Source organism: Mycoplana sp. MJR14 (assembly GCF_029210525.1).
In the GTDB taxonomy this organism is placed as follows: Bacteria; Pseudomonadota; Alphaproteobacteria; order Rhizobiales; family Rhizobiaceae; genus Mycoplana.
Genome location: NZ_JARGEO010000001.1, coordinates 677,760 through 698,803, shown reverse-complemented (window position 1 = coordinate 698,803; position 21,044 = coordinate 677,760). Strand labels below are relative to the sequence as shown.

Sequence of the window (21,044 nt, the reverse complement as noted above, 5' to 3'; positions counted from 1 at the left end):
CGGGATTTCATGAAAAATTCTAAATCGATTTATGTGGTCGGGGCGGCCTAGGAGCGCAGCTCCCTCCGCAGGATCTTGCCGACATTGGATTTCGGCAGTTCGTTGCGGAATTCGACGAAGCGCGGACGCTTGTAGTTGGTCAGGTTGTCGGCACAGTGGGCCTTCACCGCCGCCTCGGTGAGGTTCGGGTCCCGTCGCACGACGAAGAGCTTGACCGCCTCGCCCGAATGCTCGTCCGGAATGCCGATCGCAGCGCACTCGAGCACGCCCGGCAGCGTCATCGCCACCTCCTCGACCTCGTTCGGGAAGACGTTGAAGCCGGAGACGAGGATCATGTCCTTCTTGCGGTCGACGATCTTGATCAGCCCTTCCTCGTTCATGAAGCCGACGTCGCCGGTGCGGAAAAAGCCGTCGGCGGTCATCACGCGCGCGGTCTCGTCGGGGCGCTGCCAGTAGCCGGCCATCACCTGGGGTCCGCGGATGCAGATCTCGCCGACCGTGCCGATCGGCAGCGAATTGCCCTCGTCGTCGCGAATGTCCACGTCGGTGGAGGGCAGGGGCATGCCGATCGTGCCGGTGAAGCTGCTCGTGTCCAGCCGGTTCGCGGTCGCCACCGGCGAGGTCTCCGAGAGCCCGTAGCCCTCTGCGATCGGGCAGCCGGTCATCTTGTGCCAGCGCTCTGCGACGGGGTGCTGGACGGACATGCCGCCGCCGAAGGTCAGCGCCAGGTCGGAGAAGTCGATCTTCTGGAACTCGGCATTGTTCATCAGGGCGTTGAACAGCGTGTTGAGGCCGGGAAAGACGTTGACGCGGTAGGTCGCCATGTCCTTGACGAGGGCCGGAATGTCGCGCGGATTGGCGATCAGGATGTTGGTTGCGCCGGTCAGGAGCCCTGCGAGCGAGTTCACCGTCAGCGCGAAGATGTGGTAGAGGGGCAGGGCGCAGAGAAAGACCATCCGCTCCGGCTTCTGCTTTCCGATAAAGGCGGTCTCCAGCCAGATGCCCATCTGTTCCATGTTGGAGAGCAGGTTGGCATGGGTCAGCATCGCGCCCTTCGAGACGCCGGTGGTGCCACCCGTATACTGCAGGAAGGCGATGTCGGTGCGCGCAACCTTCGCCTCGCCGAGGCTCAGGCCAGCACTCTTGGCCATCACCGAGGAAAAGGGATGATGGCCCGGCAGCGACCACGCCGGCACGAGCTTCTTGACCCTGCGCACGATCAGGTTGACCACGTGCCCCTTCAGGCCCAGCATGTCGCCCATGCTGCAGACGACGACGTCCTTCACCCCGGTCCGGCCGATCGCCTGCTGGACGGTGTGGGCGAAGTTCTCCAGCACGAACAGCACCTTCGCCCCGGAATCGTTGAGCTGGTGCTCCAATTCGCGCGGCGTGTAGAGCGGGTTGACGTTCACGACGGTGAACCCCGCCCGCAGGATGCCGTAGACCGTCACCGGGTTCTGCAGGATGTTCGGCATCATCACCGCGACGCGATCGCCCTTCGCCAGGCCGAGCGACTGCAGCCAGGCGCCGATCCGGGCTGATTGCGTCTCCAGATCCCGGAAGCTCAGCGCCTTGCCCATGCTGATGAAGGCGGGGCGATCGGCATATTTGTCGCAATAGTGGACGAGTGCGTCGCCGATCGATTCATAGGCGAGCGGCGGGATTTCGGCAGGAGTCCCGGGCGGATAGGAGGAGAGCCAGATCCTGTCGGAAGATGGTCCGGTCCGGTCCTGAACGGTTGCTGCCATGTATGCCGATCCTCCCTTGCATGCCGGGTATCCCTGCTGCCTTCTAGACGCAACCGTCAGGTCCTCCAACCTCCCGGTGCGGCAGCATGATGCCTTTGGTCCTGGGCATCAAGCACAATCGCTATATAACCTTGACGTAAACGTCAATAAGCAGACTGCAGGCATCAACATGGTGCGGCGCGGCAGGCCGGCGGCATCGGGGCGGCTGGAACGGCGCCGGATTCCATGAGAAAATGTCTTTTCGCGCGAAAGCCAGGAGGAGTCTTCAGGATGGGCGGGTGGATCGGCAGGGCAGTCCCGGCGTTTCTTTGCGCCCTGTCGGTTGCCGCCGGTCCGGCCTCGGCGATCGATGCCCTGCAGCCCCGCCACGGCCCGGTCGTGGTCGGGCAGGACCCGGTGGACGCGCTCGGCGTCGCCCGTGATCCGGTCGACGGCCTGCGCCGCGCGCCGACCTTTCGCGGGCTCAGCGGATATGCCACCTACCGCGACGGCTACTACCGCCATCCGAACGGCTACTGGTACCCGCGATGGGCCTTCGGCACCGGCGAGATGCTGGGCGACGTGACCGTCGGGCCGGGTGCGCCCGTCTATGGCATGACGCGGGAGCAATGGTGCGCCAACCGGTACCGGAGCTACCGCCGGTCGGACAACAGCTACCAGCCCTTGAGCGGTCCGCGCCGGACCTGCGTTCCGCAATAGGGCGCCAGCGCCGTTCCTGCGCCTGTCGCAAGGTGCGCGGCCGCAAAGCTTTGCGCGTCAGGCCGGAGCATCGGGCGCCCGCCGCAATCGGACGGGCAAGAAAAATGTCGCACCGGCAAGGTTTTCTTTGCCGTGACATGCGACACTGGTATCACCATATGAGGCGATGCGTCCCGGATTGCGATGAGTGCGGCGCCGCATCGAACAGGAGGAATACGGTGCATCAGCCCGAACTGCGCAATATCCGCCAGGAGCCGCGCCTGCTTGGAGCAGCGCGGACGACCGGCGTTGCCCTGATCTCGTCGATCTCCGCTGCGCGCTGGCTGCTGCTGCTCGTCATCGTCGCCGGCATCTATTTCTTCCACGGCTTCGTCGTGCCGGTCCTGGCCGCGCTCGTGATCGCCACGGCGAGCTGGCCGCTGTTCTGTCGGCTGCGGCGGGCGCTGAACGGCCAGCGCACGCTGGCCGCGGCGATCGCCATCCTGCTGATCCTCGCCTTCATCATCGTGCCCATCATGTTCGCCGTCACTTACGCTTTCCAGGAGGTGCGCGAGTGGATCGGCTGGGCGGTGGCGACCAACAAGACCGGCGCGCCGGTGCCGGACTGGATCCGCGCCCTGCCGGTGGTGGGCGAATGGGTCGCCAACCGCTGGACCCAGCTTCTCGATCATCCCGGCGCGATCGGCGAGGTGACGCAGATCATCAGCGGCGCCAATATCGGCAATATCTATCGCGTCGCGCTGGCGGCCGGTGGCGCCGCCTTCCACCTGCTGCTGACGATGCTCTTCATGCTGATCGCGCTCTTCTTCATCTATCGGGACGGAGAGAGCTTCCTGTCGCAGGTGGACAGCATCGGTGAGCGCATCCTGCCGATGCGCTGGGAGCGAATCTCCCGCATCGTTCCCGCCACGATCAGCTCCACCGTCACCGGCATGACGCTGATTGCGATCGGCGAGGGCATCGTGCTCGGCATCGCCTACTGGATCGCCGGCGTCCCCTCCGCCGTCACGCTCGGCGTGCTGACGGGCCTGATGGCGCTCTTTCCCGGCGGTGCGCCGCTCGCCTTCACCCTGGTGTCGATCTATCTCGTCGCCAGCGGTTCGGCCGTCGCCGGCATCGCGCTCTTCCTCTGGGGCTCCATCGAGCTCTTCATCGTCGACAAGACCTTGCGTCCGAAGCTGGTCGGCGGTCCGATCAAGCTGCCCTTCCTGCCGACCTTCTTCGGCCTCATCGGCGGCGTGAAGACCATGGGCTTCCTCGGCCTGTTCATCGGGCCGGTGCTGATGGCGCTGCTGGTGGCAATCTGGCGCGAATGGGTGCGCGAGGTCGAGATGACCGAGGAGGCGCCGGTCATCCAGAAGACGGCCGAGAAAACCGCAGCGGAATAGCCTGCAGGACCGCCGGTCGTGCGCGCGGCTGCATTGCAGCCCGTGCCACGGCGGCTGACGGTTCACGTTGTGCCGGAAGGCGAAGAACCGAGACAGGGCATGGCGCTACAGCGGTTGATCCTGAACATCCGGCGGTATCAGCGATCGATCGTCGGGCGGCACGACCGCTTCCTGGGTGTTCATCAGCCCGACACCCAGCACCATGGCGGCCAAGGCGCACAGCAGGATCACAAAGGTGAGGCCTGATTTGTCCATGAGTGTATCCTGGGCAATCCGGGAAGGGCGTCCCCTCAGTAACCTGATCCGCCTGATCCGCCCGAGCCGCCTGAACTGCCCGAACCATTGCTGCCGGAATCACCGCGACTGGTATCGTTGGCGGAGGATTGAGAAGTGTCTGTCCGCTCGGTTTGACAGCCCAACAGGGCCAAGACCGACAGGCTCACAACGAATAAGAAGCGCCTGGACACGGCATCCTCCACTCTTGCGGTTCTCGTGGGGAAATTTTCGATCCATTTGCTGCCGGTGGCAAGGGATTTGTGGCCGGCGCCCTCGGGGAGGGTGACGAGCCCGGCGGTCGCTTTACCCGCGCTGATCGTGCCCGTGCGATGCCCGGACCCCGAAGCGAACGAGAAAGACCCGCCTGGTGGCGCAATGAAGCTCAAGTTCTTGAAAGTTTTGGTGCCGCTTACGTGACTCGAACACGTGACCCCATCATTACGAATGATGTGCTCTACCGACTGAGCTAAAGCGGCCTGCTTTCGGCCCGAAGCATCGCGGGCCGGAATGTGTGGGGCTGATAGCCGCATTGCGGCAAGATTTCAAGTCATCTGTTTCCGCAACGGCAATTTTCTCCTCCGTGTGGACAGGCAGGCCTCAGGAGACGGCGAGGCGCTGGCGCGCGGCCCGGTATTCCGCCTCCAGCCGCGCCACGTAGGTCTCGGTGCTGGTGATCTCCTTGATGGCGCCGATGCCCTGGCCGCAGCCCCAGATGTCCTTCCAGGCCTTCGCGCCGGTCTCCGCCTTCTCGAAATCCATCTTGGCCGGGTCGGCCTCGGGCAGGTTGTCGGGATCGAGGCCGGCGGCGCGGATCGATGAGCGCAGGTAGTTGCCGTGAATGCCGGTGAAGTAGCTGGAATAGACGATGTCGGCCGCATTCGCCTCGACGATCGCCGCCTTGTAGGCGTCGCTGGCGCGTGCCTCGGTCGTGGCGATGAAGGGCGAGCCGATATAGGCCATGTCCGCGCCCATCGCCTGAGCGGCCAGGATCGCCCCGCCGGTCGAGATCGCGCCGGAAAGGATGAGCGGGCCGTCGAACCAGCCGCGGATCTCCTGGACGAGCGCGAACGGCGACAGCGTGCCGGCGTGCCCGCCGGCGCCGGCCGCAACCGCGATCAGCCCGTCGGCGCCCTTGCGGATCGCCGAATGGGCATGGCGGTTGTTGATGACGTCGTGCAGCACGATCCCGCCATAGGAATGGATGGCGTCGTTGACTTCGGGGACCGCGCCGAGCGAGGAGATCACGACCGGCACCTTGTATTTGACGCACAGCATCAGGTCGTGCTCGAGCCGCCTGTTCGACTTGTGGACGATCTGGTTGACGGCAAAGGGGGCGGCCGGGCGATCCGGATGGCGGCCGTTGTGGTCGGCAAGCGCCTCGGTGATCTCCGCCAGCCATTCGTCGAGCTGCGATTCCGGCCGGGCATTGAGCGCCGGAAAGGCGCCGACGACGCCCGCCTTGCACTGCGCCAGCGTCAACGCGGGATGCGAGATGATGAAGAGGGGAGAGGCGATGACGGGCAGGCGGAGGTTGTCGCGGAGGATGGCAGGCAGGGTCATGTCGCGGTCCGGATGATATTACGTTTACGGAAACGTCAATGAGACTAGCAGCGTTCGCCGCCGTTGGAAAGATGCGTGTCGACCGCCCACGCGTCCGGCGTGGCGATGCGAAGCGACGACCGTGCCCTTTCGTTATCCCCGCCGGCGACCGGCCCTGCGTCGCCTCAGACTTGCGGAAACAGGCATCAACGTTTACCGAATTCTTAACAGAGAAAAACGAAGACGCCTTGGCTTCGTTTGCCCGTGCGGCACCCAAGGAGGCAATGTGAGCGGACTGGAACAGGCCATCAGAAGCGCATTGGCGCGTGCCGAAAGCGGCAACCCCGAAACCCGCGCGCGGATCTATCAGTCGGCCCGCAATGCGCTCGAGGCGGGGCTGCGCAAGCAGGAGATCAACGATCCCGAAGCGATCGCGGCCCAGCGCCACCGCCTGGAAATGACGATCCGCCAGATCGAAGCCGAGCAACGCGCCGCCCGGAAGGCGGCAACGCCCGGTACCGGCCAGCCGGCCGCCGCGCAGCCGCCGTCCTCCGTGCGCCCGCCGGTAGCCCCGGCCGCGACGCCGCCGCAGATGACGGGCGAGCCCCGCTCCGCCGGGACGAACGGCCACCTGAGGGCCGAGAGAAACGGGGGGGCGACAGGCGACCGTTCCGAGGCGGACGTCACCCCCGAGCTCGACCAGATCCGTCCCGAACGCGCAGACGGCTTCGGCCCCGCGGCGAGGGCGGCTGCGACCGGCAAGGCGCAGAAGCCCGTGCGCGGCCAGCCGGATCCGGAACCGCACGCGGATGCGGACGCGATCGTCGCCGCCTCGCCGCGGATGGCCAAGGCGCCCAGGCGCAGGGGCCGGCTGTTCTCCTTCCTGCTCGTCGTCGCGACCCTTGTCGCCGCCCTGGGAACGGTCGCCTGGTGGGTGCAGAGCAGCGGCCTGCTGCTGCCGCCGTCCGAGCGCGACGGCAGCGTCGCCAACCCGCCGCAGAGCGTCAGCGGCGAGGATTTCCCGGCGACCCAGCCGGGTGGCGAGGCGCTCGACACGCACAACAGTTTCTCCGCCGACTGGCGCGAGGTCTTCGAGCCCTCCGACACCGGCGCCCTGTCGGCCGAAAGCGGCGGCCGTTACGAGCCCGTCAGCACGGACGAAGGGCCTGCGGTCCGGCTCGTATCGACAGCGGCGGACCGTGCGGGTGCCATCGCGGTCGCCGTCGCGCCGGACATCCTGCAGGCGATGGCCGGGAAGACCTCGACGATCGCGCTGACGGTGGAGCCGGACAGCGGCAAGCCGGCGCAGGTGTCGGTCGAATGCGATTTCGGCACGCTCGGCAATTGCGGTCGCCACCGGTTTGCCGTGTCGGACCGCACCGACCTCTTGTTCCAGGTCACCTTCGAAGGTTCGCTGTCGCCGAGCGCGGCCGGCCGCCTGCTGATCAACAGCGATGTCACCGGCGCCGGCGCCGGCGTCAACCTGTTCGCGGTCCGCATCCTGCCCGGGGAGTGAGCCCGGGCCGGCCCGCACCCGATAGGGACGCTATTTCAGGAACTTCGGACCCGCGCCGACGATCCGGTCGTCGATCTCGCCGATCGCCTTCTTGTCCTTGCCGTCATAGTCCAGCCGGTGAAGGATGCTGCGGATGGCGTTGATCCGGGCGCGGCGCTTGTCGTTGGCCCGCACGATCGTCCAGGGCGCCCAGGCCTTGTGGGTTTCCTCCAGCATCCGGTCGCGCTTGCGCGTATAGTCGTCCCACTTGTTCAGGGCGGCGATGTCCATCGGCGACAGCTTCCACGTCTTCAGCGGATCGTGGCGGCGGTCGTGGAAGCGCTTGATCTGCATCTCGCGGCCGATGTCGAGCCAGAACTTGAAGAAGACGATCCGGTCGGTGATCACCATCCGCTCGAAGTCGGGCGTCTCGGCCAGGAACTTCTCGTACTGTTCCTGTGTGCAGAAACCCATGACGGGCTCGACGCCGGCGCGGTTGTACCACGAGCGGTCGAAGAGAACGAACTCGCCGGCGGTGGGGAACTGGGCGACGTAGCGCTGATAGTACCATTGGCCCTGCTCGGTCTCGGTCGGCTTGGCGAGCGCCACCACCCGGGCGGAGCGGGGGTTGAGATAGGCGCGGGTGACGAAGATCAGCCCGCCCTTGCCCGCCGCGTCGCGGCCTTCATAGACCGCGACCACCCGCTTTCCGGTGGCCTGCAGCCAGTACTGCGCCTTGACGAGCTCGATCTGCAGCCGCTCCAGCGTCTCCTCGTACTCGTCCCTGTCGAGCTTCTTGTCGTAGGGAAAGCCGCCGGACGAGAACGCCTTGTCCTCGACCCAGCCCGGAAGCTCCGGGTCGTCGATGTCGAAGCTGCGCTTCTTGCCGCCGATCTCGATTTCCACCGCCGCAATGTCGGGAAACGTGACCATGCCTCAAACTCCTCCGCGCAAGGGTTCCCGAGCAGGCCACATCTGGATTGCGATTTCAAGCGCACCGTGAAAAACATGTCATGAAATCAAGTTATGGCTGCCTGTTGACGAAGAATCACGGAGCACGCCGATGTGGGTGAGGAAGGACATTCTGGTGGAAGAGCGCGGGTCGACTGTCCGGTGGCTCTTGGCCCAGCTCTGGGACGAACGGGTGCTGCTGGCTGCCGTGGTCTTTGCCGCCTTTCTCATGTGGATGGGTGGAATTCCCGCCGGCTGGATCGCCTTCGTCGTGATGCTGCTGGTGCTCGCAGGCTTCGCGCGCGGCGAGCGCCTGGAAGCGCTCGCGCCGACGGCTGTGGTTCCGGCCCAGCGCGCCGAGGCGGAGACCGCCGAGGGGCTTGATGCGATTGCGGCCCTGATCGATGCGCTCGACATGCCGGTTCTGATCGTGACGGCCGACGAAACGATCCGCTTGCAGAACCGCGCCGCAGCGGCCCTGTTCGGGCCGATCCCGCGCAATGCCGACCTCGCCGGCCGCATCCGCGCGCCGGGCATCCTCGACATGGCGCGCGACGTGATCGCAAGCGGGCAGGCGAAGGAGACCGAGCATTCCGAGCGGCTGCCTTCCGAAACCGTCTATATCGTGCGTGCGGCGCCCATGCCGGCGCTCGATCACCGTCTCGGTGCGGGACGCTACTTCCTGATCACCTTCCGCGACGTCTCGCAGGCGCGCAGGATCGACCGGATGCGCTCGGACTTCGTTGCCAATGCCAGCCATGAGCTGCGCACCCCGCTGGCCTCGCTTAGAGGCTTCATAGAGACCCTGCAGGGACCGGCCAAGGACGACCACAAGGCGCACGAGCGCTTCCTGGGCATCATGCATGACCAGGCGACGCGGATGAGCCGGCTGGTGGACGATCTGCTGTCGCTGTCGCGCCTGGAGCTCAAGGCCAATATCGCGCCCGACCAGATGGTCGAGCTCGGCGCCCTGCTCGGGCATGTCCGCGACAGCCTGCAGCCGTTCGCCGCCGACCTCGGCGTGGAGATTGCCCTCGAGCTTCCGCCGCACCCGGTGCAGGTCGCCGGCGACCGCGACGAACTGATCGAGGTCTTCGAGAACCTCGTCGAGAACGCCTGCAAGTACGGGCAGGAAGGCAAGCGGGTCGAGGTCCGCCTTCTCGCCGGCGAAGGCGGCACGACCGAAGTGTCCGTCACCGATTTCGGTCCGGGCATCGCGCCGGAGCACGTGCCGCGCATCACCGAGCGCTTCTACCGCGTCAATGTCGAGGCCAGCCGCTCGAAGAAGGGCACCGGCCTCGGCCTTGCCATCGTCAAGCACATCCTCACCCGCCATCGCGCCCGCCTGGTGGTGAAGTCCGAGATCGGCAAGGGCACGGTCTTTGTCGTCAAGTTCTGACACAAAGATCGGCCACCCATCGATGATCGCGAAAATAAGGCAGCCTTTACAATGGGTTGTGCTGTCACAAATGTTTCGTGAAACTGACATAAAAGCAGTGGCGATCGGGCGCTAGACAGAGGCCGCTGATCGACGGCAGGCATGAGCCCACCGCCGGCCTACCCACACAAGCCCATAACGGGAGAATTCAAATGAAATCTGTTAGCCTCACCGTAGCCGCGCTGGCTGCCTCGGTTGCTTTCGCTGGCGTTGCCGCTGCGCGCGACCAGGTCCAGATCGCCGGTTCCTCCACGGTTCTGCCCTATGCCAAGATTGTTGCCGAGACCTTCGGCGAGACGTTTGGCGACTTCAAGACCCCGGTCGTCGAGTCCGGCGGTTCTGGCGCCGGCCTGAAGGAATTCTGCAAGGGCGTCGGCGAGGACACGATCGACATCGCCAACTCCTCGCGTCCGATCAAGGACTCCGAGCTCGAGGCCTGCAAGGCTGCCGGCGTGACCGACGTTCAGGAAGTCAAGATCGGCTATGACGGCATCGTGTTTGCCACCGACTCCGGCCTGCCGGACATCGCCTTCGTCCCGGCCGACATCTACAAGGCGCTCGCCGCCGAAGTCGTCGTCGACGGCAAACTCGTCGCCAACCCCTACAAGAAGTGGTCGGAAGTGAACCCGGCTCTCCCGGATGTCGACATCGCCGCCTACATCCCGGGCGAGAAGCACGGCACCCGCGAAGTCTTCGAAGAGAAGGTCCTCGCTGAAGGCTGCAAGGAAACCGGCGCAGCCGACGTCATCAAGGCCGCCGTCTCCGACAAGGACGAGCAGCACGCCAAGTGCGTCGCCGTCCGCAAGGATGGCGCTGCTGTCGACATCGACGGCGACTACTCCGAAACGCTCGCCCGCATCGCCGCCAACAAGACCGGCGTCGGCGTGTTCGGCCTGTCCTTCTACGAAAACAACGCCGACAAGCTGAAGGTTGCCACCGTCAGCGGCGTCACCCCGTCGGTCGAGACGATCTCGTCTGGCGAATACCCGGTTTCGCGCCCGCTGTTCTTCTACGTCAAGAAGGCACACATCGGCGTCGTCCCGGGCCTGAAGGAATATGTCGAGTTCTTCGTCTCCGACCAGATGATCGGCCCCGACAGCCCGCTGGCTGAATACGGCCTCGTCTCGGCTCCGGATGCCGAGCGCGAAGAGATCCGCTCGGCTGTCGAAGGCGGCAAGACCATGTAATGCACGCGGGGCCGGCGCGGCGATCGCCAGCGCCGGCTCCACCTTCCGCACCGATACCGCGTGAGGCGGCTGGGACATCCGCATGAGCACGACGCTTCTACTTGCCATCCTTCTGGTCATCGCCGCGGTGGCCTTCGTTCTGGGACGCATGCGGGCAGGCGCCCTGTCGCAGGGGCGGTCCTCGGCGCTTCATTCCCGCCCGAACTACTACGGCGCCTTCGTGGCGCTGGCGGCGTTCCTGCCGTCGCTGATCCTGGTCGCCGTCTGGCTGACGATCAGCCCCTTCGTGATCAATTCCGCCGTTCGCGATACCTTCCCGCAGGAGGTGAAGAGCCAGTCCGAGGCCCAGCAGAGCCTCGCCCACGGCATGGTCACCACCATCGCCCGCGGCCTGCCGTTCCTGACCGAGGAGGAGATCGCCGGCATCCGGCAGGATCCCTCGACCCTGCAATCGGTCTTCGCCGCCCGCCGTTTCGCGGTTGCCGCCGAGGCGCAGCCCTACATGCTGGATTCGGCCGCAACGCTGAACGCGATGTCGCAGACGAGCCGGACCACTCTGTCGGCGCTGGCGCTGCTGCTGTCGATCGTCGGCGCCTTCTTCGCGCTGCGCATGGTCGCGCCCCGGTTCCGGGCGCGCAATCAGGTCGAGCGCGTGATGCTGTGGTCGCTGCTGCTCGCCTCCTCCATCGCCATCCTGACGACCGTCGGCATCGTCGCATCCATGGCGACCGAGGCACTGCGCTTCTTCACCATGGTGCCCGCGCACGAATTCTTCTTCGGCACGGTCTGGGATCCGCGCTTCGCCGGCGCCGGCGCGAGCTCCAGCGGCCAGTTCGGCCTGATCCCGCTCCTGGCGGGAACGCTCTACATCGGCTTCGTCGCCATGCTCGTCGCCGTCCCGGTCGGCCTGTTCGCGGCCATCTACATGGCCGAGTATGCCAGCCCGCGCATGCGCTCGACTGCAAAGCCGCTGCTCGAGGTTCTGGCCGGCATTCCGACGATCGTCTACGGCTTCTTCGCGCTCGTCACCGTCGGCCCGTTCCTGCGCGATATCTCCGCCCAGTTGAGCGGGCTGGTCACCGGAGACTACACGAGCTTCATCCAGGCGCAGAGCGTCATCACCGCCGGCATCGTCATGGGCATCATGCTGATCCCCTACGTCTCGTCGCTCTCCGACGACATCATCACCGCGGTGCCGCGGGCGCTGCGTGACGGCTCGCTCGGCCTCGGCGCGACCCGCTCGGAAACGATCAAGCGCGTCATCCTGCCCGCCGCCTTGCCCGGCATCGTCGGCGCGCTGCTGATGACGGCCTCGCGCGCGATCGGCGAGACGATGATCGTCGTGCTCGCCGCCGGCGTCGCCGCCCGCATGCAGCTCAACCCGTTCGAGCCGATGACGACGGTGACGGTCAAGATCGTCAACCAGCTCACCGGCGACCTCGAGTTCACCTCGCCGCAGACGCTGGTGGCCTTCGCGCTCGGCATCACGCTGTTCTGCATCACGCTGGCGCTCAACATCTACGCGCTCTACATCGTTCGCAAGTACCGGGAGCAGTACGAATGACCGACATCGCTCAGCAGGCTTCCGGCCAGATCATCGCCAAGGCGCCGGCGCGCCGCGACATCGGCATCCGTCGCCGCTATGCCGCCGAACGCCGCTTCCGCCTCTACGGCGTCGCAGCGATCACCTTCGGCCTGGTCTTCCTGTTCCTGCTTCTGTGGTCGGTGCTCAGCAAGGGCTATACCGCCTTCCAGCAGACGGAGCTCACCCTGCCGATCACCTTCTCGCAGGAGATCATCGACCCGAACAACAAGCGCGAGACCGATCCGCAGGTGCTGCAGACGGCCAACTATCCGGTGCTCGTCCGCAATGCCCTGGCCGAGAAGCTCGGTGTCGCCTCGAGCAACCGGGCGGCGCTGCGCCAGGTGTCGGGACTGTTCTCCGACAGCGCCCGCGTCGAACTGCGCGACATGGTGATGTCCGATCCCTCGATCATCGGCAAGACCCTGCCCGTGACCGTGCTGGCCAGCGCCAACATCGACAGTGCCTTCAAGGGCCAGTTCGACATGACCGTCGACGAGGCCAGCCGGAAGGTCTCCGACCAGCAGGTTGCCTGGATGGACCAGCTTGCAAAGGAGGGTGTGCTTGCCAAGGGCTTCAACACCGGCCTGTTCGTCAACGGCAATTCGAGCCGCCCGGAAGCTGCCGGTCTCGGCGTCGCGCTGATCGGCTCGCTCTACCTGATGGGCATCGTGCTGGTGCTGTCGCTGCCGATCGGCGTCGCGGCCTCCATCTATCTCGAGGAGTTCGCGCCGAAGAACCGGCTGACGGACCTGATCGAGGTGAACATCAACAACCTCGCCGCCGTTCCCTCGATCGTCTACGGTCTGCTCGGCCTCGCCGTCTTCATCAACTTCGCCGGCCTGCCGCGCTCGGCGCCGCTGGTGGGCGGGCTGGTGCTGACGCTAATGACGCTGCCGACGATCATCATCGCCACGCGCGCCGCACTCCGCGCCGTGCCGCCGTCGATCCGTGCGGCCGCACTTGGCCTCGGCGCCTCGAAAATGCAGACGACCTTCCACCACGTGCTGCCGCTCGCCATGCCGGGCATCCTGACGGGCACGATCATCGGCCTGGCGCACGCGCTCGGCGAGACGGCGCCGCTGCTTCTGATCGGCATGGTCGCCTTCGTCGCCAACGTGCCCGCGACGCCCCTCGATCCGTCGACCGCGCTGCCGGTGCAGATCTACATGTGGGCGAACGAGGCCGAGCGCGCCTTCGTGGAACGCACCTCCGGAGCGATCATCGTCCTGCTCGCTTTTCTCGTCATCATGAACCTCGGCGCCATTTTGCTGCGGCGCCGTTTCGAACGCCGCTGGTAATGGGGTAGAGAAGATGAACATCATGACCGAAGCCGCGACCGAAGAGCTCCTGGATAAGAAGATGAATGCTGTGCCCCTGAAGATGGTCGGCAAGGACGTTTCCGTCTACTACGGCGACAAGCGCGCCCTGTACGACGTGAACCTCAATGTCCGCGAGAACACCGTCACCGCCCTGATCGGCCCGTCCGGCTGCGGCAAGTCGACGTTCCTGCGCACGCTGAACCGCATGAACGACACGATCGACGGCTGCCGGGTCACCGGCACGATCACGCTCGACGGCGACGACATCTACGATTCCTCGATCGACGTGGTCGAGCTGCGCGCCCGCGTCGGCATGGTGTTCCAGAAGCCGAACCCGTTCCCGAAGTCGATCTACGAGAACGTCGCCTACGGCCCGCGGATCCACGGGCTGGCGAAGTCCAAGGCGGACCTCGACCAGGTCGTCGAGCAGAGCCTGCAGAAGGCCGGTCTCTGGAACGAGGTCAAGGATCGCCTGCACGAGGGCGGCACCGGCCTCTCCGGCGGCCAGCAGCAGCGCCTGTGCATCGCGCGCGCCGTCGCCGTCAGCCCCGAGGTGATCCTGATGGACGAGCCCTGCTCGGCGCTCGACCCGATCGCGACCGCCAGGGTCGAGGAACTGATCCACGAACTGCGGACGAACTTCACCATCGTCATCGTGACGCACTCGATGCAGCAGGCTGCCCGCGTCTCCCAGCGCACCGCCATGTTCCACCTCGGCAATCTCGTCGAGGAGAACGACACCGACAAGATGTTCACCAATCCCGACGACCAGCGTACGCAGGACTACATCATGGGCCGCTTCGGCTGAGGCCCGCCGATATCTGCGGATGCCATCCAGCGCCTGCGCCAGTTGAGGAACAAGAGACATGTCATCGACCCATATCGTTTCGATCTACGATGAAGAACTGAAGTACCTGACCCGCCGGATCTCCGAGATGGGCGGGACCGCCGAGCAGATGGTGGGCGACAGCGTGCGCGCGCTGGTCAACACCGATGTGGCGCTGGCCCAGAAGGTGATCTCCGAGGACGTCATCCTCGACACCGCCGAGCGGCAGATCAACGAGAAGGCGATCGTCACCATCGCCAAGCGCCAGCCGATGGCGGCGGACCTGCGCGAGATCATGGGCGCGATCCGCATCGCCGCCGACCTCGAACGCGTCGGCGACCTCGGCAAGAACACCGCCAAGCGGGTGATCGCCGTGCAGGGCTCCAGCATCCCGCGCAACCTCGCCCGCGGCCTCGAGCACCTGGCCGAACTGGCGCTGATGCAGCTGAAGGAAGTTCTCGACGTCTATGCCTCGCGCAACATCGAGAAGGCCAAGGAGATCCGCGAGCGCGACGACGAGATCGATGCGATCTACACCTCGCTCTTCCGCGAACTCCTGACCTACATGATGGAGGATCCGCGCAACATCACGCCCTGCACGCACCTGCTCTTCTGCGCCAAGAACATCGAGCGGATCGGCGACCACGCGACCAACATCGCCGAGACGATCTTCTACATGGCGACCGGTTCGCAGCCCGAGGGCGAGCGTCCGAAGGACGACCACACCACCTCGGTGGGTGCCGTCGAGGAATGACGAGAGCCGAAACGCACTAACCAACGCGGTGTCGCAGGATCGTCCGGGACGACTGACGATGCTGTGCGCGGATCAGGAGCAAAGAAGGAATGGTTCCCAAGATTACCGTGGTCGAGGACGAGGAGGCGCTCAGCGTCCTCCTGCGCTACAACCTTGAGGCCGAGGGTTTCGAGGTGGACACGATCCTGCGGGGCGACGAGGCGGAGATCCGCCTGCAGGAGCGCCAGCCCGATCTCTTGATCCTCGACTGGATGCTGCCCGGCGTCTCCGGCATCGAGCTGTGCCGGCGCCTGCGCCAGCGCTCCGAGACCGAGCGCCTGCCGATCATCATGCTGACGGCGCGCGGCGAGGAAAGCGAGCGCGTCCGCGGTCTCGCCACCGGCGCCGACGACTATGTGGTGAAACCCTTCTCGACGCCGGAGCTGATGGCACGGGTCAAGGCGATGCTGCGCCGGGCCCGCCCCGAGGTGGTCTCGACGCTTTTGAAATGCGGCGACATCGAGCTGGACCGCGAGACCCATCGCGTCCACCGCCGTTCGCGCGAGGTGCGGCTGGGGCCGACGGAATTCCGCCTGCTGGAGTTCCTGATGTCCTCCCCCGGGCGCGTCTTCTCGCGCTCGCAGCTCTTGGACGGCGTCTGGGGCCACGACATCTATGTCGACGAGCGCACCGTCGACGTCCATGTCGGCCGCCTGCGCAAGGCGCTGAACTTCTCCAACATGAGCGACGTCATCCGCACCGTACGCGGCGCGGGCTATTCTCTGGAAGCCTGAGACAGGCCGGACACCGATACCGAAACGAAAAACGGGCCCCGTCGGGGCCCGTTTTTCTTGGATGCGTCATTGTCGCCGCACGGCGCCTCAGCGCGCGCGCCGGCGTTCCGCCGAGGGCTGGTAGGCCAGGCGCTGGTGGTAGGTGCAGTAGGGCGAGTTGTCGGGCGATTCGTTGCCGCAGAAGTGGAAATCGTCCTTCAGCGGGTCGCCGTTCGGCCACTTGCAGGTGCGCTCGGTCAGCTGCGTCAGCTCCAGCCGGCGCGACATCGGCACGACGACGTTGGCGACGATCCGCGTGACCGGCTCTTCGTCATACTCGAACGCGACCTCTTCCTTGGCGACGACGGCGCCGACCGGGCGGGCGACGGTGCGGGTCGCAACGCGGGGGGCGAAGTTCGTCGGGCGCGGGGCGGTGGCCGGGCGCTTGGCGCGGGCCGCGGTCGGGGTCCCGCCGGCCTTGGCCCGGCCGGGCAGGGCGAGACGGTGGACCTTGCCGATGACCGCATTGCGGCTGACGCCGCCGAGCTGTGCCGCGATCTGGCTGGCGCTCAGTCCTTCGGACCAAAGCTTTTTCAGCTTCTCGACCCTCTCGTCCGTCCAGTTCATCTCCGTCGTCTCCTCGTTTCAGCGTTCGTTGCCGAGAATCCATCGGCGCTGCCCGGATTTCTCCGCAGCACGAAATGCTCTGATACTGTTGGTGACTAGTTCCGCCGCATGCAGTCTAGCAATTGAGTTTTAACCTACCGACAGGGGGACTCTGTGACAAGAGTCGCCGGAATCCGCCCGAATCGATTTTCCGGTTTTCCCCAACTTGCTCGCCGGGTGTGACTCACTTGCGACACTTCCCTGAGCGATCGGAATCCTCACGTAACGGCATATTAAGGCGGATTTCATCGCCCCGCCGTTTGTTGACATTAATCCTTGAAATGCCGATAGTGCGGCCGCCGCCATAGGGCGGCATTTTCGATTTTTCCTGACGGGAAAGATCCGGGATCCATTTCCGCATCCGCTGCGAAGGAGATACGCGCCATGGCTGATGCCACGCCGCTCTACGAGACCTATCTGCGCGCGCCGCTGCGTTTCGAGCGCGGCGAGGGCGTCTGGCTGATCGCCGAGGACGGGTCGCGCTATCTCGATTTCGCAGCCGGCGTCGCGGTCAATTCGCTGGGCCATGCCCATCCGCATCTCGTGGAAAGCCTGAAGGCCCAGGCCGACAAGGTCTGGCACCTGTCGAACCTCTACGAGGTTCCCGGCCAGGAATCGCTCGGCCGGCGTCTGGCCGCCGCCACCTTCGCCGACAAGGTGTTCTTCACCAATTCCGGCGCCGAGGCGCTGGAATGCGCGATCAAGACGGCGCGGCGCTACCAGTATGCCAAGGGCTATCCCGGCAAGTTCCACGTCATCACCTTCGAGGGCGCGTTCCACGGCCGCACGCTGGCCACGATCGCAGCCGGCGGCCAGGAGAAGTACCTGGAGGGCTTCGGCCCGAAGGCGCCGGGCTTCTACCAGGTGCCCTTCGGCGACATCGCTGCCGTCAAGGCGGCGATCACCGAGGAGACGGCGGCGATCCTGATCGAGCCCGTGCAGGGCGAGGGCGGCATCCGCGTCGTCTCCAACGAGTTCCTGCGCGAATTGCGCGCGCTCTGCGACGAGTTCGGCCTGCTTCTGGTCTTCGACGAGGTCCAGACGGGCGTCGGTCGCACCGGCAAGCTGTTCGCCTACGAATGGGCGGGCGTGGCCCCCGACATCATGGCCGTGGCGAAGGGGATCGGCGGCGGCTTCCCGCTCGGCGCGTGCCTTGCGACGGCCGAAGCCGCCTCGGGCATGGTCGCCGGAACGCATGGCTCCACCTACGGCGGCAACCCGCTCGCCATGGCGGTCGGCAATGCCGTTCTCGACGTGGTTCTCGCAGACGGCTTCCTCGAGCATGTTCGCGACGTCGCGCTGGTGCTGCGCCAGGGGCTGGCCTCGTTGAAGGACCGCTTCCCGGATATCATCGAAGAGGTGCGTGGCGAGGGCCTGATGCTCGGCATCAGGGCCAGGGTGCCGTCGGCGGATCTCCTGAAGGCGGTGCGCGCCGAGCACATGCTCCTCGTTCCGGCCGGCGAAAACGTGCTGCGGCTGCTGCCGCCGCTGGTCACGACGGCCGAGGAGGCGCGCGAGGGCCTGGCGCGGATCGAGCGCGCCGCCGAAAAACTCAGCGCAGAGAAGAAGAAGGCCTGAGGCGCAGCCGAAATACAAGGGCATGAGGCGCAGCCGAAGCAGATGGGTGAGGCGCAGCGTCGCCGAAGCGGAGAGGCCCGTGGCACGAGCCGGGCAATTGAGCAGGACTGATTGAGCATGGCAGGTACCAGACATTTCCTCGACCTCTCCGCCATGACGGCGGACGATCTCCGCGTGATCATGGACGACGCGCTCGCGCGCAAGGCCGCGACCAAGGCCGGCACCGCCGACAAGCCGCTGGCCGGCAAGATGCTGGCGATGATCTTCGAGAAGCCGTCGACGCGCACCCGCGTCTCCTTCGATGTCGGCATGCGCCAGCTGGGCGGCGAGACGCTGTTTCTGTCCGGCACGGAAATGCAGCTCGGCCGCGCGGAGACGATCGGCGACACGGCAAAGGTCCTGTCGCGCTATGTCGATGCGATCATGATCCGCACCACCGACCATACGCGGCTGCTGGAGATGGCCGAGCACGCGACGGTGCCGGTGATCAACGCCCTGACCGACCTGACCCATCCCTGCCAGATCATGGCCGACATCATGACCTTCGAGGAGCATCGCGGCCCGGTGAAGGGGCGCACCATCGCCTGGACCGGCGACGGTAACAACGTGCTGCACTCCTTCGTCGAGGGCTCCGCCCGCTTCGGATATCGGATGAACATGGCGGTTCCGCTCGGCTCCGAGCCGGAGGACAGGATCCTCAACTGGGCGCGCAACAACGGCGGCGACATCATGCTGTGCCATGACGCCGACCGCGCCGTTGCGGGCGCCGATGTCGTCGTGACGGACTGCTGGGTATCGATGAACCAGGAACACCGCGCCCGCGGCCACAACATCTTCCAGCCCTACCAGGTGAACGAGGCGCTGATGGAGAAGGCTGCCAAGGACGCGCTGTTCATGCACTGCCTGCCGGCGCACCGCGGTGAGGAGGTGACCGACGAGGTCATCGATGGACCGCATTCGGTGGTCTTCGACGAGGCCGAGAACCGCCTGCACGCGCAGAAGGCCATCCTGGCCTGGTGCCTGAACGCGATCTGATCGGCCTGCGGCCGACGGCTGTTGCCGTACCGATGCCGCCTATTGAAATTGCGGGGACCCGCCACGATCTATGGCCCAACCCGCTGTCGTCACGGTGCCGCTGCTGGCATCGCACCGCCGGATATGGAATCATCCCGGCGGTCACGACGCAGAATCACTGAAGAGCGCACCCGTCGCATGCGGACGTCACCAATGTCCGGCCGCGTCGACATGTTGCGTCGAAGGAGCGAATGATGGCTCAGCCAGCCCCCAGACTTGGCGAACTCGATTTTGCCGGCGACGACCACGTCGTGCCCTTTCAGGTCGAAGGACTCGATGTCCGCGGCCGTGCGGTCCAGCTCGGCCCGATGCTCGACGCCATCCTCGAACGCCACGACTATCCGCAGCCGGTCGCCCGCCTCCTGGCCGAGGCGATCGTCCTGACCGTCCTGCTCGGGACGTCGCTCAAGTTCGAAGGCAAGTTGATCCTGCAGACCAAGAGCGATGGCCCGGTCGACCTTCTGGTCGCCGATTTCTCCAGCCCGGAGAACGTGCGCGCCTATGCCCGTTTCGATGCCGATGCGCTGCAGGCCGCCGTCGCCGAGGGCCGCACCGCACCGCACGAACTGCTCGGCAAGGGCGTCCTTGCCTTCACGATCGACCAGGGCGCCCATACGCAACGCTACCAGGGCATCGTCGCGCTCGACGGCCATACGCTGGAGGAGGTCGCGGGCGTCTATTTCCGCCAGTCGGAACAGATCCCGACGCGCGTCCGCCTCGGCGTGGCCGAACTCTACGTCCGCGAGGACGACGGCAGGACGCGTCATCGCTGGCGGGCCGGCGGCATGGTCGCGCAGTTCCTGCCCGAGGCGCCCGAGCGCATGCGCCAGGCCGACCTGCCGGGCGGCGACGGCGAGGAGGTCGGCCACAAGATCGAGGAAGACGACAAGTGGGCCGAAGCCCGCACGCTCGTCGAGACGATCGACACGGACGAACTCACCGATCCGAACGTCGGCACCGAGCGCCTTCTCTACAGGCTCTTCCATGAGAGCGGCGTCCGGGTCTACCCGCCGCAGCGGGTGCTCGACCAGTGCTCCTGCTCGCGCGAAAAGCTGAAGACGGTGCTTTCGGGCCTGTCTGCGGAAGAGGTCGAGCACACCGCGAACGACGGCCATATCGAGGCGACGTGCGAGTTCTGCTCGACGACCTATCGTTTCGAGGTGTCCGAGGTCGCCCCCGCCTGACGGTCCGCCAGGGGTAGGCCACCATGCATGGCCCCTGGCGCGCTCCGGCCCCAGCAGGTGCCAGACTCAGTTCAGGGTGCGGGATTGCCCGGGCGTGTCGAGCGAGAAGGCGGGAATGGCGACGTCGAACGCCTCGCCGGCGGGCGTCTGCATCTGGTAGTAGCCGAACATCATGCCGGATGGCGTATCGAGCGGACAGCCGGAGGAATACTCGTAGGTGTCGCCCGGCTCCAGCGTCGGCTGCTCGCCGACGACGCCGGGGCCGGTGACCTCGTCCACCAGGCCGTTCTGGTCGGTGATGTGCCAGTAGCGGGCGATCAGCGTGACGGTGACATCGGAATGATTGGCGATCACGATCCGGTAGCCCCAGACATAGCGGCTGTCATCCGGATCGGATTGCTCCTCCAGGTAATAGGGCTCGACCGTCACCTCGATATCGCGGGTTAGCGCTCTGTACATTCTGATGCCCTGGCTCGAACCTGTTGCTGCCGTTTCGCCCTGTGTTTTTGAATATTCGTGTGTGCTTATTTCGTTGCCACGTCTGCCGCGGCGGGATCAAGTTAATTGTGCCGGTCGATCAGATTG

The 21,044-nt window shown here is 65.8% G+C and carries 19 protein-coding genes and 1 tRNA gene; 13 read left to right on the top strand and 7 right to left on the bottom strand.

The features are described from left to right. Positions 1 to 47: 47 nt before the first annotated feature. Positions 48 to 1,748 (bottom strand): long-chain-fatty-acid--CoA ligase, encoded by a 1,701-nt coding sequence (locus tag P0086_RS03440; RefSeq protein WP_275782477.1) that lies wholly within the window; start codon positions 1,746 to 1,748, stop codon positions 48 to 50. A gap of 270 nt (positions 1,749 to 2,018) precedes the next feature. Here P0086_RS03440 and P0086_RS03435 point away from each other — a divergent pair, with 270 nt between their 5' ends. Next, positions 2,019 to 2,447: a BA14K family protein gene (locus P0086_RS03435; protein ID WP_275782475.1), complete on the top strand. Its 429-nt coding sequence runs from the start codon at positions 2,019 to 2,021 to the stop codon at positions 2,445 to 2,447. A gap of 233 nt (positions 2,448 to 2,680) precedes the next feature. Further along, positions 2,681 to 3,835 (top strand): AI-2E family transporter, encoded by a 1,155-nt coding sequence (locus tag P0086_RS03430; RefSeq protein ID WP_275782819.1) that lies wholly within the window; start codon positions 2,681 to 2,683, stop codon positions 3,833 to 3,835. A gap of 105 nt (positions 3,836 to 3,940) precedes the next feature. Here P0086_RS03430 and P0086_RS03425 read toward each other — a convergent pair whose 3' ends face one another. The 3 genes from P0086_RS03425 to P0086_RS03415 form a co-directional block, all read right to left on the bottom strand. Then, a complete protein-coding gene (locus P0086_RS03425) occupies positions 3,941 to 4,090 on the bottom strand; it encodes an exopeptide (RefSeq protein ID WP_112609174.1) in 150 nt (49 codons plus the stop codon). A 421-nt stretch (positions 4,091 to 4,511) separates the two neighbouring features. Then, a tRNA-Thr gene (locus P0086_RS03420) sits at positions 4,512 to 4,587 on the bottom strand. Positions 4,588 to 4,708: 121 nt separating this feature from the next. After that, the gene (locus P0086_RS03415; RefSeq protein WP_148656177.1) at positions 4,709 to 5,671 is read right to left on the bottom strand and encodes a nitronate monooxygenase family protein; all 963 of its coding nucleotides are present in this window, start codon (positions 5,669 to 5,671) and stop codon (positions 4,709 to 4,711) included. A gap of 265 nt (positions 5,672 to 5,936) precedes the next feature. Here P0086_RS03415 and P0086_RS03410 point away from each other — a divergent pair, with 265 nt between their 5' ends. Further along, positions 5,937 to 7,166 carry a biotin transporter BioY gene (locus P0086_RS03410; RefSeq protein ID WP_275782472.1) on the top strand — a complete coding sequence of 410 codons (1,230 nt, stop codon included), beginning with the start codon at positions 5,937 to 5,939 and terminating at the stop codon, positions 7,164 to 7,166. Positions 7,167 to 7,196: 30 nt separating this feature from the next. Here P0086_RS03410 and ppk2 read toward each other — a convergent pair whose 3' ends face one another. Then, the gene (gene ppk2 / locus P0086_RS03405; RefSeq protein ID WP_112596031.1) at positions 7,197 to 8,078 is read right to left on the bottom strand and encodes a polyphosphate kinase 2; all 882 of its coding nucleotides are present in this window, start codon (positions 8,076 to 8,078) and stop codon (positions 7,197 to 7,199) included. Between the two features lie 136 nt (positions 8,079 to 8,214). Between ppk2 and phoR the strand changes: the two genes are divergently transcribed. The 7 genes from phoR (at position 8,215) to phoB (ending at position 15,978) form a co-directional block, all read left to right on the top strand. Next, positions 8,215 to 9,495, top strand: a complete 1,281-nt coding sequence (gene phoR / locus P0086_RS03400; protein ID WP_162714722.1) for a phosphate regulon sensor histidine kinase PhoR — start codon at positions 8,215 to 8,217, stop codon at positions 9,493 to 9,495. A gap of 191 nt (positions 9,496 to 9,686) precedes the next feature. Next, positions 9,687 to 10,721 carry a substrate-binding domain-containing protein gene (locus P0086_RS03395; RefSeq protein ID WP_148178254.1) on the top strand — a complete coding sequence of 345 codons (1,035 nt, stop codon included), beginning with the start codon at positions 9,687 to 9,689 and terminating at the stop codon, positions 10,719 to 10,721. Positions 10,722 to 10,803: 82 nt separating this feature from the next. Then, a complete protein-coding gene (gene pstC / locus P0086_RS03390; protein ID WP_112596039.1) occupies positions 10,804 to 12,285 on the top strand; it encodes a phosphate ABC transporter permease subunit PstC in 1,482 nt (493 codons plus the stop codon). Then, complete coding sequence (pstA, locus tag P0086_RS03385) at positions 12,282 to 13,604, top strand: phosphate ABC transporter permease PstA (protein ID WP_112596041.1); 1,323 nt, start codon at positions 12,282 to 12,284, stop codon at positions 13,602 to 13,604. Before pstC ends, pstA begins: the two co-directional genes overlap by 4 nt. A 13-nt stretch (positions 13,605 to 13,617) precedes the next feature. Beyond that, positions 13,618 to 14,433, top strand: coding sequence for a phosphate ABC transporter ATP-binding protein PstB (pstB, locus tag P0086_RS03380; RefSeq protein WP_112596044.1), 816 nt, complete (start codon positions 13,618 to 13,620; stop codon positions 14,431 to 14,433). Positions 14,434 to 14,491: 58 nt separating this feature from the next. Next, positions 14,492 to 15,205 (top strand): phosphate signaling complex protein PhoU, encoded by a 714-nt coding sequence (gene phoU, locus P0086_RS03375; RefSeq protein WP_112596046.1) that lies wholly within the window; start codon positions 14,492 to 14,494, stop codon positions 15,203 to 15,205. Between the two features lie 89 nt (positions 15,206 to 15,294). Continuing rightward, positions 15,295 to 15,978, top strand: coding sequence for a phosphate regulon transcriptional regulator PhoB (phoB, locus tag P0086_RS03370; RefSeq protein WP_112596048.1), 684 nt, complete (start codon positions 15,295 to 15,297; stop codon positions 15,976 to 15,978). Positions 15,979 to 16,065: 87 nt separating this feature from the next. On the opposite strand, the gene P0086_RS03365 is transcribed toward phoB, so the two are convergent. Then, a complete protein-coding gene (locus tag P0086_RS03365) occupies positions 16,066 to 16,584 on the bottom strand; it encodes a GcrA family cell cycle regulator (RefSeq protein ID WP_112596051.1) in 519 nt (172 codons plus the stop codon). Between the two features lie 423 nt (positions 16,585 to 17,007). On the opposite strand from P0086_RS03365, the gene P0086_RS03360 reads away from it, so the two are divergent. From P0086_RS03360 to P0086_RS03350, 3 genes are all read left to right on the top strand, one after another. After that, positions 17,008 to 18,201 carry an aspartate aminotransferase family protein gene (locus tag P0086_RS03360; RefSeq protein ID WP_275782465.1) on the top strand — a complete coding sequence of 398 codons (1,194 nt, stop codon included), beginning with the start codon at positions 17,008 to 17,010 and terminating at the stop codon, positions 18,199 to 18,201. Between the two features lie 117 nt (positions 18,202 to 18,318). Then, positions 18,319 to 19,236 carry an ornithine carbamoyltransferase gene (argF, locus tag P0086_RS03355; protein ID WP_112596056.1) on the top strand — a complete coding sequence of 306 codons (918 nt, stop codon included), beginning with the start codon at positions 18,319 to 18,321 and terminating at the stop codon, positions 19,234 to 19,236. 233 nt (positions 19,237 to 19,469) lie between these two features. Further along, positions 19,470 to 20,459, top strand: a complete 990-nt coding sequence (locus P0086_RS03350) for an Hsp33 family molecular chaperone (RefSeq protein ID WP_112609535.1) — start codon at positions 19,470 to 19,472, stop codon at positions 20,457 to 20,459. Positions 20,460 to 20,525: 66 nt separating this feature from the next. Here the strand turns inward: P0086_RS03350 and apaG are convergent, their stop codons facing one another. Next, positions 20,526 to 20,918 carry a Co2+/Mg2+ efflux protein ApaG gene (apaG, locus tag P0086_RS03345; RefSeq protein ID WP_112596059.1) on the bottom strand — a complete coding sequence of 131 codons (393 nt, stop codon included), beginning with the start codon at positions 20,916 to 20,918 and terminating at the stop codon, positions 20,526 to 20,528. Between the last annotated feature and the right edge of the window lie 126 nt (positions 20,919 to 21,044).

Coding starts and splice junctions, on each gene's coding strand:
- phoU (WP_112596046.1), top strand. CDS start 14,492: ATGTCATCGACCCATATCGTTTCGATCTACGATGAAGAACTGAAGTAC.
- ppk2 (WP_112596031.1), bottom strand. CDS start 8,078: ATGGTCACGTTTCCCGACATTGCGGCGGTGGAAATCGAGATCGGCGGC.
- P0086_RS03435 (WP_275782475.1), top strand. CDS start 2,019: ATGGGCGGGTGGATCGGCAGGGCAGTCCCGGCGTTTCTTTGCGCCCTG.
- P0086_RS03425 (WP_112609174.1), bottom strand. CDS start 4,090: ATGGACAAATCAGGCCTCACCTTTGTGATCCTGCTGTGCGCCTTGGCC.
- pstB (WP_112596044.1), top strand. CDS start 13,618: ATGAACATCATGACCGAAGCCGCGACCGAAGAGCTCCTGGATAAGAAG.
- P0086_RS03440 (WP_275782477.1), bottom strand. CDS start 1,748: ATGGCAGCAACCGTTCAGGACCGGACCGGACCATCTTCCGACAGGATC.
- P0086_RS03395 (WP_148178254.1), top strand. CDS start 9,687: ATGAAATCTGTTAGCCTCACCGTAGCCGCGCTGGCTGCCTCGGTTGCT.
- P0086_RS03350 (WP_112609535.1), top strand. CDS start 19,470: ATGGCTCAGCCAGCCCCCAGACTTGGCGAACTCGATTTTGCCGGCGAC.
- phoB (WP_112596048.1), top strand. CDS start 15,295: ATGGTTCCCAAGATTACCGTGGTCGAGGACGAGGAGGCGCTCAGCGTC.
- pstA (WP_112596041.1), top strand. CDS start 12,282: ATGACCGACATCGCTCAGCAGGCTTCCGGCCAGATCATCGCCAAGGCG.
- P0086_RS03415 (WP_148656177.1), bottom strand. CDS start 5,671: ATGACCCTGCCTGCCATCCTCCGCGACAACCTCCGCCTGCCCGTCATC.
- P0086_RS03365 (WP_112596051.1), bottom strand. CDS start 16,584: ATGAACTGGACGGACGAGAGGGTCGAGAAGCTGAAAAAGCTTTGGTCC.
- argF (WP_112596056.1), top strand. CDS start 18,319: ATGGCAGGTACCAGACATTTCCTCGACCTCTCCGCCATGACGGCGGAC.
- P0086_RS03360 (WP_275782465.1), top strand. CDS start 17,008: ATGGCTGATGCCACGCCGCTCTACGAGACCTATCTGCGCGCGCCGCTG.
- apaG (WP_112596059.1), bottom strand. CDS start 20,918: ATGTACAGAGCGCTAACCCGCGATATCGAGGTGACGGTCGAGCCCTAT.
- pstC (WP_112596039.1), top strand. CDS start 10,804: ATGAGCACGACGCTTCTACTTGCCATCCTTCTGGTCATCGCCGCGGTG.